The sequence below is a fragment of the Virgibacillus xinjiangensis genome, from assembly GCF_042643145.1.
GTDB classification, from domain to species: Bacteria; Bacillota; Bacilli; order Bacillales; family Amphibacillaceae; genus Virgibacillus_O; species Virgibacillus_O xinjiangensis.
Genome location: NZ_JBHRSA010000029.1, coordinates 13,367 through 29,014, shown reverse-complemented (window position 1 = coordinate 29,014; position 15,648 = coordinate 13,367). Strand labels below are relative to the sequence as shown.

The window sequence follows — 15,648 nt, the reverse complement described above, 5'->3', positions numbered from 1 at the left end:
TCCATATAATCAATAAGTGGTTGAAAAATTGTAACTAGAATTTACACAACAATGAGGACTTGACTGATACCGCAGTTCTACCGCCGATTTCCGGCGCCTTCTGCTGATATGCCAGCTCTCCTGCTGATATCACAGCTCTCCTGCCGATTTCCTGCGTCTCCTGCTGATATTCCAGCTCTCCCGCGGATTTCCTGCGTCTCCTGCGGATATCACAGCTTTCCCGCCGATTTCCTGCGCCTCCTGCTGATACCCCTGCTCTCCTGCCGATTCCGCGTGCCTCCTGCTGATACCCCTGCTCTCCTGCCGATTCTGCGTGCCTCCTGCCGATACCCCTGCTCTCCTGCCGATTCTGCGTGCCTCCTGCCGATACCCCAGCTCTCCTGCCGATTTCCTGCGCCTCCTGCTGATATCGCAGTTCTCCCGCCGATTTCCGGTGCCTCCTGCTGATATGCCAGTTCTCCCGCCGATTTCCTGCGCCTCCTGCTGATATCACAGCTCTCCCGCTGATTCCGCGTACCTCCTGCTGATATCGCAGCTCTCCCGCGGATATACCGCCACAAAAATAATTAATCAAACGTTTGATCAAACAACAGCTGCCCCATTCAGTCCAACCACCAAAAAAAGCAGTCCAATCTCTATCCAGATTGGACTGCTCTTATATAGTATTCCTAAACGACGCACGGTCAGTCTAGGACTCACACAATTTTTTCTCTAGCTGTCTTGAGCCATGTCGAGGCCATCAGCATATTGCCAAGTCGGTTCATATGCACGCCGTCTGTCGTCAATTTCTCATGGTTATTAGCGTTCAGATACTGGAGGAATGCCTCGTGTGTCGGCACCAGTATTGCGTCGAATTTCTCTGCCAGGCGCTGGACAGCTTCCACATATCCCTTCAACTTTTCATTCCCGCCGGCAAATGGATCCTCTTCAATCACGGTAGGCTCCATTAAGACGATTTTCGCATCGGTCTCTTCCTTCACTCTCAACAACAGCTCTTCATAAATCCGTTCGTAATCCGCTGCATACACCTGCTCCATGTTCGGCTCATCGATCTGGCGCCACACCTCATTGATGCCGATGGAAACGGACAAGACATCAGGCTTCAAATCAATAACATCATCCTGCCAACGCTCCTGCAGGTCAACGATCCGATCACCGCCTACCCCACGGTTGAAAATCTCCCAATCCTGGTCCGGATAAGAAGTCACCAGGCAATCACGCACCAACTGTACATAACCATTCCCCAATTCCTCCGGATCCGTACGCCTCCCCGCATCCGTAATACTGTCTCCAATAAAGACCACTCGCTTGGCTGACATACTATCACCTCATTTAATTGATTATCGTTGGAATCTATTCTGTCGTTCTACTAAAATATGTGGTTCGTGCATTGCGTAAAACATTAGATTAATAGGTAGTGCGTTGGATGGGGCCTGGATGCACTGGTGCGCGGCCTGAGTGGCGCGTGCTGGCGCCCGACTGCTATGGTGCGCGGCCCGGGCGGCATGTGCTGACGCCCGACTGAGCTGATGTGCGGCCCAAGTAGCACGTGCTGTCGCCCGACTGCGACCATGCGCGGCCCGAGCTATGGGAATGCGTCGCCCGAGTCAAAGAAGCGGGCGCCTTCCCCTTATGCCATATCCTTCTCCGGCAGTTTTCTTCCGCGGTAATTGATGGCGATTATTCCGATGGCCACCAATGCGATGGCGGCGAAGATGTATATATTCAAATGCTCGCCCGGGATGAAGATGGCGGACAGGACGGTGCCCGAGACGGGGACGATGAATTTATACATGCTTATTTCTCCAGCTTTGTTGTATTTCAAAATCGAATACCACAGGGCGAATGCTACGGCAGAGAGGAGTGCTGAATAGAGCAGCAGTCCCCAGCCGAATGGCGTGAAGACAATCGCGTTTTCCTCCATTTGCGGCAGGCCGATCATCAGCATGAGCGCGGCGCCGATCGTCAGCTGCCATCCGGTCAGTGCAAATGGATGGATGCCGACTGCCAACTCTTTCGCCATGATGGTAGCAATCGCGCTGGTAAGTGCTGCAAGTAGCATATACCCTTCTCCGGTCCATGTGAAACTTATTTGTAGTTCCTGGCCCCAATTTGCCAGTACGATTCCCGAGAAACCGGCAATGAGACCGAACATTTTTTTCCAATTCAAACGGTCATTCATATAAAAGAAATGCGCAATCAGCACGGTGAAAAATGTGCCGCTCGCAGATAAAATAGAACCCTGCATGCCCGATACTTGGGCCAGTCCATTATAGAAGAAATAGTACTGGATAGATGTCTGGGTGATTCCGAACAGAATCAGCACCGGCACTTGGCGGCGGGTGACCAACAGATGCCTCCGGCTCGTGAACAGCAGACCTGCCAGGATGATCAATCCCGCCAGCAGAAAGCGGATTCCCGCAAACACGATTTTCGCTACCGGATCATCCGGCGCCATCTGCATCTCCTCATAACTCACTTTCAGGACAGGGAAAGCACTCCCCCATAATATAGAACAGAAAATGGCAATCCCGATGACTGCCCATTTATGTTGAAATATACTTGTCACTTCAGGTCATCTCCTAAGCTGTTTTGATAACAAACTATATCTTATGGGAAAGATTCCGGTTAAGCAACCAAAGCGGGTTATGGCGGGAATGGCGCAATAATCTGTCGAAAAACACAATTCCGACCCTCATTACATGCATCCCCTGCCGCCATTTAGTAGAATGGAAGAAACACCAACGAACGAAAGGATGAGCATGATGCAGAAAACGTTCCATCTCGACACAAACAACCATTCACAGATGATCGACATCACCCGGGAAATTGAGAGGTTCATTCAAGAAGAGGGGCTGCAGGACGGCATTGCAGTGGTTTCCTCCATGCATACGACCGCAGGCATTACGGTCAACGAAAATGCCGACCCGGATGTTAAAACAGATATGCTGACGCGACTGGATGAGGTTTATCCATGGGACCATCCAAAGGATAAGCATATGGAAGGAAATACCGCTTCCCACCTCAAAGTCAGCACAGTCGGCCATGCCCAGACACTGATCATTTCCGGCGGCAGCCTGGTGCTCGGCACCTGGCAGGGCGTCTATTTCTGCGAGTTCGATGGCCCGCGCCGAAACCGCAAATATGTCGTCAAGCTGATGGAAGGCTGACAAACGGAACCAGGAAGTTCCACCTTTTGACAGAATAAATAAGAAGAGAAATATAAATCCGTCATTTCCCGGGAAATATGGCGGATTTTATATTTCCATGCGAAATGTGAATTAGAATTCTACATAAAACTGATTTTTCCATGCTTTCCCACAATCAAACCCAGAGGAAGTTTTACTTCATACTATAAAAAAGGAACCCATCCGGCGATGGGTTCCTTAGACAATTACTGAGTCATTTGCTGTTGGCACTGCTGGACAAGCTGCTGGATCTGCTGCAATTGCTGGGCAGCATTCTGTTCACGCTGACCCATTTGCTGTTGCTGGGCGCTCATTTGGGTACCGGTCTGATTTTGTGCTTGCTGTTGCAGCTGCTGTGCATTCTGCTGCTCCTGCTGGGCCAGCTGCTGGGCGATTTGGCCGATCTGTTGAAGGGTTTGTTGTGCTTGTTGTGTGGACATTGAGATTCCTCCTCTTAATTGAATTACCCTGTTACCTTTCGCTTTTTGCCCTCATCCTATTCATTGAATTTCCTTACATGTATTGCCTGCTTTTTCCTCCACGTCTCTCCTCTGTTCACTGAAACTGTCGTGTATTTTTACTCGGTATGGGAAAACTGAAAAGCGGATGGATTCATCTTGCTCATGGCAATGAAGGAGGTCAAAAATAGTGGATCATCAGGACAATCAATCATATGACTGGAAGAAAGACGGCATCCCTTTTGGACAGCAGGTTTCGCTGAAAAAGCTGAAGGATCAGGTCATCGTCATCACCGGAGCATCCAGCGGTGTCGGCTTGGTCACCGCCAGGAAAGCTGCTGCACAAGGCGCGAAGGTGGTGCTTGCCGCCCGGAATGAAGAGGCATTGAAACAATTGACGGATGAATTGAACAGATTGGGACATGAAGCTGTCTGGGTGAAAGCGGACGTCGGGAAGTCACAGGACGTGCAGCGGATCGCAGACACAGCAATAGATGAATTTGGCGGCTTTGACACCTGGGTGAACAATGCCGGTATTACGATTTTTGGCCGGGCGATGGACGTCAGTGAGGGAGATATCAAACGAATGTTCGACACGACCTTCTGGGGTGTCGTATACGGCTCCCGTGCCGCTGTCACGCATTTCAAAGAACGTGGATCGACGGGTGCGCTGATCAATGTCGGCAGCATTTTCGGTGATGTCGGCACCGTGATCCAATCGACCTACTCTGCAGCCAAGCATGCTGTACACGGCTGGACGAACAGCCTGCGGATGGAATTGGAAGCAGAACAGGCGCCAATTTCCATCACTCTCGTCCATCCCGGCCGAATCGACACCCCGTATAATGAACATGCAGGGAACTACATGGAGGAACATCCGGCACATGGTGGGATGATCTACCCGCCTGACGCGATTGCCGAGGCCATTCTCCATGCGGCTGAACATCCGAAGCGTGATATGTATGTCGGATCCCAGGCGAAGATCGCCTCCCTGCTCGGAACGCTTGCGCCAAGGCTGACGGACAAAGTGGTGGAAGCCTACCTGTCCCGCACGCAGCATAAGAACGTTCCGGTGGAGTCCCCTGAGCCGAATGCCCTCTACCAGGCGGGATACGGTCTGCATGAGCGTGGGACGAATGTCGGCCATGTCCGCTCAAGCAGTCTATATATGAAAGCCTCCAAATACTCCGGCATCACCGCTGTCGCCGCGCTCGGCATAGGCGCATTGCTCTTCGCCGCTTCAGGGAGCCGGCGCAGGGACTAGCGAGTTTGCCGACCCAGCGTGCGAACATCAAAGGTTCCGGTTGAGGTTGAACTGCCTCTTTACAAAGGGGATTGTTCACCCGGAGCCTCTTATGCATAGGAGTGCAGTCGGCCATTCCATTCAGCGAATATAATGACTGCCTCCAATCACGCCTATCGCATATCTGCCCCCTCTCGTCCGTTCACTCAGACCACGCCACGCCTCACTTGGGCGACATCTATACCCACTCGGCCCTAAGCCCCAGCAACCTCCCCAATTCCACCTCTCAGACCAAAAGCAGAAGAGCCGTATAAACGCCCCCGCCTAGGATAAATGCCCAGAAGCTGCTGCTTCGCTCTTCCGGTAGTTCTTCTTTCAATACGTTCAGCAGAACACTCCCTGCCAGGAAGGAAAACAACAGGGCGATGATCTGTTCAGGAACTGTGACAAATTCTCCAACCAGTCCTCCAAGGATGATTCCGCCAGCCAGGAGCCACCTGCCATAGTGGTCATACACTTCCTGATGGTTTTCCCGTAATGCATGATCGTTGGTGATAAAGTGGACAGACATAGCCAGAAAGAACAACAGCATTTCCACTACATCTTTCCCCTCTCCCCGGATCAGCAAATAAGCAATCAACGCATTATAGAGGAAGAAAGAGGACATGTGGACCCAGAACGCCTGTACGCCTGCATAATCCGATACCTCTGACTGATCTTTGGACAGTTTCACCATCCGTTCAAGACCATAAAAGACAGCCAGGCCGATGAATGCCATGACATATACATGGTTTCCGGAAAAGATGGTACCTTCCTGTGACATTTGATTGAACTGCTGTTGATGATGCTGCAGTTCAGGCAGAATATGGACAAACACATATGCAACAGAAACCCCGCCTGCCGCTGAAAGCAACTTACTACGCGGGATATAACTGAAAAACGTCATGTATTTGGAGGATAGATGGACCAGGATAAATCCAGCAAGACAGAGGATGCTCCATACATAAAACATCTCTTTCACCTCCTTCTTCCCTTTCTATATGCTCCATACCCGTATCCACCAACCATTATGTATGAAGGCGGGCAGCCGATCTCTCAGGATAATCTCCAGTTGTTCCAGCGTGGGCCCCTCCCTTCCATCTCGTCCATGTTTAGGGAGCGATGCTTGAAAGGAAAGAGGTATATATCACGTGAAAAGGAGCTGATCAAATGGCTGACGTAAAAAGCATTGCCAAGAAGTTCGGTGAAATCCTTGATGCAGAAGCCAGTGTAGAAGAAGGGATGGGTGCTGTGGAGAAGGAAAGGGACTTGGATGTGACCGTGCAAGGACGCCCGTTCAAAAGTGAACTGAGCATGGAAATCCATTTTGAGGCAGTGGATGAAGAAGGAATAGCCCTCAACCATGCCGAGATCGTGCTGCTTCCGGAAGAAATCCCTGATTTCACAAGAGCCCTTGGTAAAAACGACCTTACCATATCAGCACTTCATAATCACTGGCTGTTCGCAGAGCCTAGCATCAAATACCTGCATGTCCAGTCCGTTGAAAAACCAGAAGAGTTCGCACAGAAACTAGCCGATTCCATTAAAGTGTTGAAAGCATAAGTATTTCATACAGCAATCCATTGACTTGGAGAGTCCCCATCAGGGAAAAAGGATGCAGATGCAACAGGGATCGTTCCACGAGAGTGGCTGGAAGCACAAGGAGGTTATAAGGGATGCCGGAGATAAAAAACGAAAAGAACTATTTTGACCTGCAAATGGGAAAATTCGAGGTGTTCTTCAAGAAAAAATACAAATTCCTTTCCCTGACAAATGACATAACCTTGGGTTTATGGTTTCTCATCGGCAGTATCCTGTTTTTGTTCCATTCCACAAAAATGATAGGAACCATCCTTTTCATCATCGGTAGTGCCCAACTATTAGGGCGTCCGATCTTGAAGTTGATCCATGCCTTCTTTGTGCGAAGAGAAACCTATAGAAATCAGGAACACCAAGAATAAAACAAATATTCATATATAATAAAGAAGCCCCATATCCAAGCAGATATGGGGCAAATTTATCGTGATTCTATTTTTTCTTCCAGTACGCCGCTTCTCTAGTCGAAGGGGACGGCGGGAAGTTCTCACCTTTTTCCAATTTGATTTCCGTATCATCATTTCCCTTGTTCTCATTCACTAATCCGACAACTTTGTATGTGCCATTTTCCGGTGCTTCTTGTCCTGTCTTGTATTGTTCAGCCATATAAAACACCTCCCATTGGGTTGTAGGGAAAATTTGTATCCCTCCTACACCCATTACCCCGACTTCTATTTCCTAAACCCTCGCTGCATGACAGAAAAACCATACCCGGGTCACGCCACGCCTCACCCAGGCCGCCGCACCACCACCTCACCCACACCCTCTCAGGCATAAAAATCACCTTTTCCTTAGCAAATCGTTTACCTTTCTCTCTCCATTTGCAATAATAGATACAGACGAATATCCAGATTCCAGTCCAACTTACATAAAGTCGACAATGCATAGGGAAGGGCGCCCAGGCAGCGGCGTCCGCTCGGTATGTGGGCTGGACGGGGATATTCATGATCATGAATGGAAAAGCTTGGAATTATTATCATAAAAGGCTCTTAGCTCTAAAGCAAAGGATGGTAAACATGAAGAATAAGAAGAAGATTCTAGTCTTTGGCGGGGATGGATTCTGCGGTTGGCCGGCAAGTCTGCACCTGTCCAACGCAGGCCATGACGTAGTGATCCTCGATAACTTATCCCGACGGAAAATCGATGAAGAACTCGAAGCTGAATCGCTGACCCCGATCCAGCCTATAGAGACCCGCATAAAAGCATGGGAAGAAGTGTCCGGAAAGAAGATCGGCTTCCACAACGTGGATATTGCCGAGGATTATGAGAAGCTGTTCTCCGTCATTATGGAAGAGAAGCCGGATGTCATTGTCCATTATGCCGAACAACGGGCCGCTCCCTATTCCATGAAATCTCCGAGACATAAGCGGTATACTGTCAACAATAATGTCAATGCCACACATAATACCCTTTGTGCCATCGTGGATTCCGGCCTGGATATCCACCTGGTCCACCTCGGAACCATGGGCGTATATGGCTATGGCACCGCCGGGATGAAAATCCCGGAAGGATACCTGGACATTGAAGTGCAGACTGATGAAGGCGAGCGAGTGAACCAGCAGATCCTTTATCCGACCAATCCTGGCTCCATCTACCATATGACCAAGTCACAGGACCAGCTGCTGTTCCAATACTATAATAAGAACGACCAGGTGAGGATCACTGATCTCCACCAGGGAATTGTCTGGGGAACGAATACCAAAGAGACCAAGCTGGACGACAGGTTGATCAACCGTTTCGACTATGATGGCGACTATGGTACGGTGTTGAACCGTTTCTTGATGCAAGCTGCGGTCGGATACCCGATCACCGTCCACGGAACCGGCGGACAAACCCGTGCATTCATCCATATCCAGGACTCTGTCCGGTGCATCGAACTAGCCATCGATAATCCTCCAGCCCCTGAAGACCGGGTGATGATTTTCAACCAGATGACCGAAACCCACCGTGTCCGCGACCTGGCAGAGCTTGTCAGCAAAATGGCCGATGCCGAAATTGCTTATGTATCCAACCCAAGGAAGGAAGCGGCAGAAAACGAACTGCATGTCAAAAACGACCTCTTCCTATCCAAAGGACTGAACCCGACGACATTGGAAGAAGGCCTCCTGCGGGAAGTGACCAATATCGCCGAGAAGTACGCCCATCGTGCTGACCATTCCAAGATCCCGGCAACCAGCACATGGACAAAGGAACAAAAACCAGGCGTACCTGGAGATACAGTAAAATAAAAATAACAAACGAAGGATTGGAACCTTCCCCCCTACCGATCGGTTGAACGGGAGGTTTCCATTTCCTTTTCCAAATTAAAAACGAAGGCATTCCACTTAGTCGGAATGCCTTCGTTTTTTTCTATCATAATCATCAGGAGATTTCTCCCAAAATACGATGGGAATATACCACGTTCGTCTGTACTTGCTCTTCCTTCTGTTCGCTGATTTCCACTTTCACCTTTTTAATCCGGTGGTCAGTCACCTCGTCGACGACAAGTTTCAAGTTCTCATAGGTGAATGAGTCCCCGTGGGAAGGGGTCCTCTTCAGGTTTTCAATGACCCATCCTCCGAGCGTATGGGAGGAGCTTTCCGGGTGTGGAACATGCATGGCATCTGCGAATTCATCCAGCTCGCAGCGGGCATCCATCGCATATTCATGCTCATTTATTTTCGAGACGGCGTTCGTCTTGTCATCCTGTTCATCCCAGATCTCGCCGACAATTTCCTCCAGCACATCTTCCAGCGTCAGAATCCCTTCCGTGCCTCCGAATTCATCCAGCACAATCGCCATATGGACTTTCTCCTGCTGCAATTGCGGCAACAAGGAGGAGATCTTCCTGGATTTCACCACAAAGTATGGCTCCATCAATAATTCTTTGATATCCACTTGTCCATACCTCACCAAATGCGTCAAAAATTCCCTTTCCGATAAAACACCGACAATGTTGTCAATCGTTTCCTCATATACAGGAATCCTTGAGTAGCGCTCTTCGAAGAATACCTGCTTGATTTCTTCAATAGGCTGGTTGATTTCCACCGCCGCTACATCAATCCTTGGTGTCAACACTTCTTCAGCCAATGTATCATCGAATTCCATCGAGCGGTAGATCAATTCCCTTTCCTCTTTATCAATGACACCCTCTTCTTCACTGATATCCAGCAGGTGCTTGATTTCTTCCTCCGTAATCGACGGCATCGGAATCTTCTTGGCGAAATAGGTCCCTACGATGCCTTTCAATTTAGTGAAAAAGTAGTTCACCGGCGTCAATACGTTCATCAGAAAATACAGGACAGGTGAAATAGCCAGCGTATAACTCTCTGCATGCTCCTTCGCCAGGGATCGAGGCAGCACCTCGCCAAAAATCAGGATCACAATCGTCATCACAACCATGCTGGCGATCAGCCCCGTACTCCCGCCGAAAATCACCGCGGCCAGTGTGGCAGATATACTCGCAGCAGCTATGTTGACGATATTATTCCCGATCAAAATAGTCGTCAGTGCCTTATCAAAGTTCTCTGCGATGTAAAGCGCCCGTTTGCTTCCCTTGCGGCTTTCCCCTGCAAAGCTCTTCAATCTGATGGTGTTCACACGTGAAAAAGCAGTTTCAGCTGATGAAAAAAAGGCGGACAATAGGATCAAAGAAACCAATAAAATGATCAAACTCAGCGGTACGTCGTCCAAAAAGTATCACTCTCCTGCGTGGTTTTAACTCAAACCGCCATCAACTCGAAAATACGGATAAGGATTGTATCAACGTAGATGTCCGTGGTTTGAGGGTCTTCAAAATTTTTGCTTGTTCTTCTTGTTCCAATTTCTCTACAGAAGCATGGATTTCCTCCAGTTCAGCTTGCAGATCTTCCATTCTATGTGCAACCCATTCAGCCCTGCTTTGGATCATCTGTTCATCCACCTGGTCCGCTTTCATCAGATCTATTCGCTGCTTTATCTGCTCTAACGTCATCTGTGTCTGTTTGCATTGCTCAATGAATTTTATGTCTTCCATCGCATCTTCCGGATAAAAACGGTAATTCGATTCCGACCGCTCACATTCCAGAAGGCCTATTTTCGTATAGTAATCAATCGTACGTCTGGATACATTGCTTAATGCAGCCAGCTCTCCAATTTTCAACAACTTCCCAATGAAATCACCTCTATGCCTTATTATAATCCTTTTCCACCATACTGTACAGTTCTACGTTATGCTTGGCAGAAAAAGTATATGAGTGGGTGGCGATATCCAGCGCCTACCGCGGATATCTTCTCCCTCCGGCTGATATTACGCACTTCACGCGGATACCTCCTCTCTGCGGCTGATATCACGTGCCTACCGCGGATATCTTCTATCTCCTGGCGATATCACGCACCTCACGCGGATATCTCCTCTCTCCTAGCGATATCACGCACCTGCTGCCGATATCTTCTCTCTCCGGCTGATATTCCGCACCTCACGCCGATATCTCCTCTCACCTAGCGATATCACGCACCTGCTGCCGATATCTTCTCTATCCTGGCGATATCCCGCACCTCACGCCGATATCTCCTCTCACCTAGCGATATCCCGCGCCTGCCGCGGATATCTCTTCTCTCCGGCTGATACCCCACACCTGCTGCGGATATCTTCTCTATCCTGGCGATATCCCGCGCCTACCGCTGATATAACCCCAATGAGGGATTATAAGTATTCGGGTGTGGAAATATATGTGTTCAATTGGTGGGGGAATGTGGCATGGTGCGTCATTGTCTGTTGCACCTGGACTGAAAGGGAGAAATAAGTGCAATATGTAGTTGGATTGGGAAAGAATTCTTGATCAGGACGTGCCCTGGCTCAGGATGGTCTGCCTCCCTATAACTTCAACGTATGAGGGAGGGCGGGAAATGGTGCTAGTAGGTGTTATAGATTTTACTGTGGGAATAAATCTGTGTGGATCCCTTGATATGCAAGTTGTTTGGCTGGTATGTGCCAATAGCTCTGTAGGATAGAGCAACAGCCTTCTATGCCGTGGGTCAGGAAAAACCAGCTCATTAGGAATCGACGGACAAAGAACTCCCCTCTTAAGGTCGACGGAGGTGGCTGTCCTGGCAACCTTAAAATTGGGAGCCCGTCTAATTAGCAACACTTTTTACTGTCCGTTTCGAACAGCATCTCCCTCCCCATAAAGGCACTAGCGTGATGAACACAAGTTTCTCCGCGATATCTCCTTCCTGACCATATCACTCCCCCTGGAAGGTGCCTGTGTCACCGTCCACTGCCGCTCGAAAGGAACATCGGTATTCAGATTCTGTGCACACTGGGATGCCGTATCGGGGCACGGAAACAGCCTCGGCATCTGACTCTGCGGCTTCGTCAGTATTTCCATTTCATTATCTCTTTTTCTCATCAGTACAAACATAGGTAGTCTACTTCCTTCTATTGTATTTTCTAACTGGGTATTACCCGCATTTCCTGCTGCTCACTCCCCCGATTAGACGATTGTCTAAAAATGTTCAAAAAGTAATTGGTGGTGCAGGCGCTCGGGCCGAGTGGATGCCCACTTGGGCGACAGCTACTGCCACTCAGGCCACTGCACCGCTCACTCGGGCCACTGACCTCCCACTCGGGCCGCAGCTCCCTCCACTCAGGCTACGACACTGCTCACTCGGGCCACTGCACCCCCCCTCAACCCCCATCAGCCCTCACCCATGCCACGGCAATCAATTTATAGTATAATAATAGATGGACCAATCCATTTTTCTTCCAATATTTATAGGGTAAGAGTTGAAGTGCCGCAGGGGATTCGTTACAATAAGATAAACTCATAGAGATAAATATACCAAGGGGAATACGGCACAATCTTTCATCTGAGGTGAATTAGTACATATGAAATTAGCAAGAACGTTGATCGCTGCTCTCGCAATATTTCTTTTCTTGTATGCAGTTCTCGGGAAAATGATCTGGGAGTATCCTGTCTCCATTAATATCTATATCGGATTTTTCATCTTATCCTTTTTATCTTTCTTTTGCATCCCGAACCACAAGAATGCCAGCGACAACTCATAAAAAGGTCTTGCTCAGACTTTTATAATAAAAAGAATAAAATGACATTGTAGGAAATATGTATTAGAAGGCAGTATAACAGGCTGCCTTCTTTTTTTAATTAAACCTGTTAACTTTAACATACACGTTCTTCTATAGGTGGGTAATCAGATTCTCCGATTGCAAGTGGTATTTCAATTATGGCAAAACTGTTTGGGCACCCTTGGAGCGTTAGTAGGGTTGAGTGGTACATTTTGTATAGAGAAGGGGATCGTACGGGATGGATAAATTAAAATCCAAGTTAAAATCCAAAAAGCTTTGGTACAGTGTATCAGGTGTTGTTGTGTTGGTGCTTGCATTTGTTGCTGGACAGAGCAGTGCGCAAGTTTTGCTTGGTGAAGAAAAAGTGAAGTACACAGAAGTCGAGGAGCACATAACCGCAACAGAAAACACATTATCCGAAAAAGAAGAAGAGCTGTCAGCCCTTGAACAGGAGATACAGGATCAAGAGGGATTGCTGGAATCAAAGCAGAAAGAAGTAGATGAAGCTAATAAACTCATCGGGACGATCGATGAGCTGAAGGAAGAAAAGGAAACCTTGCAAGGAACGGTAGAAGAAAAGGAAGGTACAATCGAATCTCTGGATGGAGACATTTCTGCTAAAGAAGAGGAACTGGCAGCCCTAGAAGAAGGCATCTTGAATAAATCCGGGGAGCCGATTGAACTAGGTGCCGGTGAATACATCATTGGGGCGGACATTCCAGCCGGACGCTATACTGCCACCAATATAGGAGAAGGCAGCAACTTCTTTGTACGAGATGCCAGTGGTTATTCATCGGTGAATACTATTCTGGGTGATGATTGGTATGGTGATTACACCTTTTTCGGTGAAGATGGAGAAACCATTGAAACTGCTGCTCCTGTAAAGTTAATCCCAGTAGAATAAATAAAAACCTCACATCGCTCTAAGCTTTGTGAGGTTTTTAAATTATATGATGGAGATTAAAGTGACGCTCATTTAGAGCAGCACTCTTTTACGCTGCTCCCTTCCCTATCCATTATGCACTTTATTCAATCTCTCTTCAGGAAAATCTCCCTGACTGCCAGGAGCTGATTTCATCCTGTCCGGCAGTGCATGGATCGATTCGACCAGCAAATTGAGCTTCCCTTCAATACGATGCAACAGATAGAACGTCACCGCTATCGGAAAGCCCACTTCTGCGACGAATGGAATGAAGGTTTCCATGATAAGTGCCTCCTTTCGTTGAGATGGAGTGATGTCGGCGCCTGACTGAGGGCTGGTGAGGACTGAGTGGGTATAGCTGGCGCCCGAGTAGAGCATGCCGCCGCCCAAGTGCACCGCTCCCCGGCCCGAGTGACCGCCTCCCACGCTCGCCCCCCTAAAGCAAGCCAGCGGACGGTGCCCTGAGCACGGTCCGCTGGATCAATTCGTTATTCTAAGCCGAGGTCAATGTCGGAGGTGTTGCGCTCGACGATGCGGGCGCTATGCTTTTCGACGAGGTCGCCGCCGGAGGAGATGAAGGCATTTTGGGTGATGATTTCATCCATGGCTGCGTTGATGGCTGCGGGGTCGGCGGGTTCCACCGGGGTGTCCAGGGAATAGGTGACGATTTTTCCCATCGCATTTTTAAATTTCAATTCCAGTTTTTTCATTAAAGTTCCTCCTTTCTATATTATCCATTAATCGATGTTATTCCGACAACAATGAGGTGTCGCGGATCTCCATCAGATAGAGCGGCAGCTGCTGCAGGCCGACCAATGCGTTAGCGATCGGGTAAAGCTGCTCTGGAGTGGTACCGATTTTGACATTGGTAAAGCTCTTTGTGCGGTAGATGTCTTTTCCTGTTTCCAGATCCGACCCTTCCCTCAGGATGAGGCGGAGCGTGGAATCGACTTTGATTGCTTGTGCCATGTTGTATCCCCCCTTTCACCTCTATAATCGAGTGAACATGGCCAAAAAGGGGTATGGTTATAAAGAAGTTTTAAAATATAAAGGTTTAGCCAATGCTTTTTATAAGCAAATCACGTAAAATGGACACTAAATTAGTCGTAAGGAGAACGACCTATGGCCCGAAAACGCCCAAAATCTCTATTTTCCATCAAAAAAATACTGGCAGCATGTGCCCTTTTACTGCTCCTGATTATCGGTACGGGAGCCGGGTACGCGCTTAGTCTCTATCAATCCACCTCCGAGATGGTGGAGGAATCCCATCAGACGAGCGGGCGTGAAAATGAAACCTCCGATCTTCGCGATCAACCGGTCGACCCGGTGGAGGATAATGTTTCGGTCTTATTTATCGGTGTTGATAACAGTGAACACCGCGACCAGTCGCAGAGCCGGTCAGATGCCTTGCTGCTGGCCACCTTCAACAAAGATGAAAACTCGGTCAAGCTGCTGAGCATTCCGCGGGACTCCTACACTTATATTCCTGAAGTCGGCTATAGCACCAAAATCAATCATGCCCATGCATTCGGGGGGGCAGAGGCCACGATCGAAACGGTCGAGCAATTTATGAAGGTGCCTGTCGACTACTATGTACAGATGAACTTCGATGCCTTTGTCGATGTCGTCAACGCTATCGGCGGAATCACCTATGACGTACCATATGAATTTAAAGAATCCGACTCTGACGATGACAAAAAGGCCATCCACCTGTATCCGGGAGTCCAGCGGCTGAACGGTGAGGAGGCTCTTGCTATGGCAAGGACCCGGAAGCATGACAGCGACCTCGCCCGCGGTCAGCGTCAACAGGAGATTCTGAAGGCTATTGTCGATAAGGCGACTTCTTCTTCGTCTGTTTTCAAAATAGACGAACTGGTAGAAGCAGTAGGAAACCATATGGAGACAAACCTGACATTTCCGGAAATGAGGGGCTTCCTATCCTATGGGCTAGATGAGAACGTGGAGATTGATACCATGCAGCTCGACGGTTCTGGCGGATTCGGTAACAACGGTGCTTGGTATTACTATGTCAACGAGGAAAATAAGCTGAAAATACAAGAGACCCTCCAGGAGCATCTGGAGCTCCAATCAGAAAGTCAGAGCAACAATCTTGCCGAAGATGATCAAAATGATAACAACGTCTACTAACGCTTCAG

At 48.7% G+C, this 15,648-nt stretch carries 18 protein-coding genes and 1 pseudogene; 7 read left to right on the top strand and 12 right to left on the bottom strand.

The annotated features are described in order from the left end of the window. Window positions 1-34: 34 nt before the first annotated feature. The 3 genes from ACFOGI_RS06970 to ACFOGI_RS06960 all read right to left on the bottom strand — a co-directional run bounded on the left by ACFOGI_RS06970 (window position 35) and on the right by ACFOGI_RS06960 (window position 2,569). Entirely contained in the window at window positions 35-586 is a 552-nt protein-coding gene (locus ACFOGI_RS06970; protein ID WP_390270519.1) for a hypothetical protein, read from the bottom strand. 109 nt (window positions 587-695) lie between these two features. Continuing rightward, entirely contained in the window at window positions 696-1,319 is a 624-nt protein-coding gene (locus ACFOGI_RS06965) for an SGNH/GDSL hydrolase family protein (RefSeq protein WP_390270516.1), read from the bottom strand. Window positions 1,320-1,630: 311 nt separating this feature from the next. Next, complete coding sequence (locus ACFOGI_RS06960) at window positions 1,631-2,569, bottom strand: DMT family transporter (protein WP_390270513.1); 939 nt, start codon at window positions 2,567-2,569, stop codon at window positions 1,631-1,633. A 196-nt stretch (window positions 2,570-2,765) separates the two neighbouring features. On the opposite strand from ACFOGI_RS06960, the gene ACFOGI_RS06955 reads away from it, so the two are divergent. Next, window positions 2,766-3,170: a secondary thiamine-phosphate synthase enzyme YjbQ gene (locus ACFOGI_RS06955; RefSeq protein ID WP_390270510.1), complete on the top strand. Its 405-nt coding sequence runs from the start codon at window positions 2,766-2,768 to the stop codon at window positions 3,168-3,170. 224 nt (window positions 3,171-3,394) lie between these two features. Here ACFOGI_RS06955 and ACFOGI_RS06950 read toward each other — a convergent pair whose 3' ends face one another. Beyond that, entirely contained in the window at window positions 3,395-3,628 is a 234-nt protein-coding gene (locus ACFOGI_RS06950; protein WP_390270507.1) for a hypothetical protein, read from the bottom strand. Window positions 3,629-3,836: 208 nt separating this feature from the next. Here ACFOGI_RS06950 and ACFOGI_RS06945 point away from each other — a divergent pair, with 208 nt between their 5' ends. Next, on the top strand, window positions 3,837-4,910 hold the full coding sequence (locus ACFOGI_RS06945; RefSeq protein WP_390270505.1) for an SDR family oxidoreductase: 1,074 nt from the start codon (window positions 3,837-3,839) through the stop codon (window positions 4,908-4,910). Window positions 4,911-5,175: 265 nt separating this feature from the next. Here ACFOGI_RS06945 and ACFOGI_RS06940 read toward each other — a convergent pair whose 3' ends face one another. Beyond that, on the bottom strand, window positions 5,176-5,901 hold the full coding sequence (locus ACFOGI_RS06940; protein ID WP_390270502.1) for a hypothetical protein: 726 nt from the start codon (window positions 5,899-5,901) through the stop codon (window positions 5,176-5,178). A gap of 197 nt (window positions 5,902-6,098) precedes the next feature. Here ACFOGI_RS06940 and ACFOGI_RS06935 point away from each other — a divergent pair, with 197 nt between their 5' ends. Both ACFOGI_RS06935 and ACFOGI_RS06930 read left to right on the top strand, forming a co-directional pair. Continuing rightward, entirely contained in the window at window positions 6,099-6,491 is a 393-nt protein-coding gene (locus ACFOGI_RS06935; RefSeq protein WP_390270500.1) for a DUF1259 domain-containing protein, read from the top strand. Between the two features lie 113 nt (window positions 6,492-6,604). Continuing rightward, window positions 6,605-6,889 carry a YrhK family protein gene (locus ACFOGI_RS06930; RefSeq protein WP_390270497.1) on the top strand — a complete coding sequence of 95 codons (285 nt, stop codon included), beginning with the start codon at window positions 6,605-6,607 and terminating at the stop codon, window positions 6,887-6,889. Between the two features lie 67 nt (window positions 6,890-6,956). On the opposite strand, the gene ACFOGI_RS06925 is transcribed toward ACFOGI_RS06930, so the two are convergent. Next, the gene (locus ACFOGI_RS06925) at window positions 6,957-7,130 is read right to left on the bottom strand and encodes a YjzC family protein (protein WP_390270494.1); all 174 of its coding nucleotides are present in this window, start codon (window positions 7,128-7,130) and stop codon (window positions 6,957-6,959) included. A gap of 410 nt (window positions 7,131-7,540) precedes the next feature. Here ACFOGI_RS06925 and ACFOGI_RS06920 point away from each other — a divergent pair, with 410 nt between their 5' ends. Beyond that, complete coding sequence (locus ACFOGI_RS06920) at window positions 7,541-8,752, top strand: NAD-dependent epimerase/dehydratase family protein (RefSeq protein WP_390270491.1); 1,212 nt, start codon at window positions 7,541-7,543, stop codon at window positions 8,750-8,752. 133 nt (window positions 8,753-8,885) lie between these two features. On the opposite strand, the gene ACFOGI_RS06915 is transcribed toward ACFOGI_RS06920, so the two are convergent. From ACFOGI_RS06915 to ACFOGI_RS06905, 3 genes are all read right to left on the bottom strand, one after another. After that, complete coding sequence (locus tag ACFOGI_RS06915) at window positions 8,886-10,196, bottom strand: hemolysin family protein (protein ID WP_390270488.1); 1,311 nt, start codon at window positions 10,194-10,196, stop codon at window positions 8,886-8,888. Between the two features lie 40 nt (window positions 10,197-10,236). Further along, window positions 10,237-10,647: a MerR family transcriptional regulator gene (locus ACFOGI_RS06910; RefSeq protein WP_390270485.1), complete on the bottom strand. Its 411-nt coding sequence runs from the start codon at window positions 10,645-10,647 to the stop codon at window positions 10,237-10,239. A 344-nt stretch (window positions 10,648-10,991) separates the two neighbouring features. Continuing rightward, window positions 10,992-11,117, bottom strand: coding sequence for a hypothetical protein (locus tag ACFOGI_RS06905; RefSeq protein ID WP_390270482.1), 126 nt, complete (start codon window positions 11,115-11,117; stop codon window positions 10,992-10,994). Between the two features lie 1,691 nt (window positions 11,118-12,808). On the opposite strand from ACFOGI_RS06905, the gene ACFOGI_RS06900 reads away from it, so the two are divergent. Then, a complete protein-coding gene (locus ACFOGI_RS06900) occupies window positions 12,809-13,474 on the top strand; it encodes a hypothetical protein (protein WP_390270478.1) in 666 nt (221 codons plus the stop codon). Between the two features lie 168 nt (window positions 13,475-13,642). On the opposite strand, the pseudogene ACFOGI_RS06895 reads toward ACFOGI_RS06900, so the two are convergent. From ACFOGI_RS06895 to ACFOGI_RS06885, 3 genes and pseudogenes are all read right to left on the bottom strand, one after another. Further along, window positions 13,643-13,774: pseudogene (locus ACFOGI_RS06895) on the bottom strand (YvrJ family protein); the annotation flags it as partial. 206 nt (window positions 13,775-13,980) lie between these two features. Next, window positions 13,981-14,202 (bottom strand): DUF2922 domain-containing protein, encoded by a 222-nt coding sequence (locus ACFOGI_RS06890; protein ID WP_390270475.1) that lies wholly within the window; start codon window positions 14,200-14,202, stop codon window positions 13,981-13,983. 37 nt (window positions 14,203-14,239) lie between these two features. Beyond that, window positions 14,240-14,461 carry a DUF1659 domain-containing protein gene (locus tag ACFOGI_RS06885; protein WP_390270472.1) on the bottom strand — a complete coding sequence of 74 codons (222 nt, stop codon included), beginning with the start codon at window positions 14,459-14,461 and terminating at the stop codon, window positions 14,240-14,242. A gap of 153 nt (window positions 14,462-14,614) precedes the next feature. Here ACFOGI_RS06885 and ACFOGI_RS06880 point away from each other — a divergent pair, with 153 nt between their 5' ends. Continuing rightward, window positions 14,615-15,640, top strand: a complete 1,026-nt coding sequence (locus ACFOGI_RS06880) for an LCP family protein (RefSeq protein WP_390270470.1) — start codon at window positions 14,615-14,617, stop codon at window positions 15,638-15,640. Window positions 15,641-15,648 lie beyond the last annotated feature (8 nt).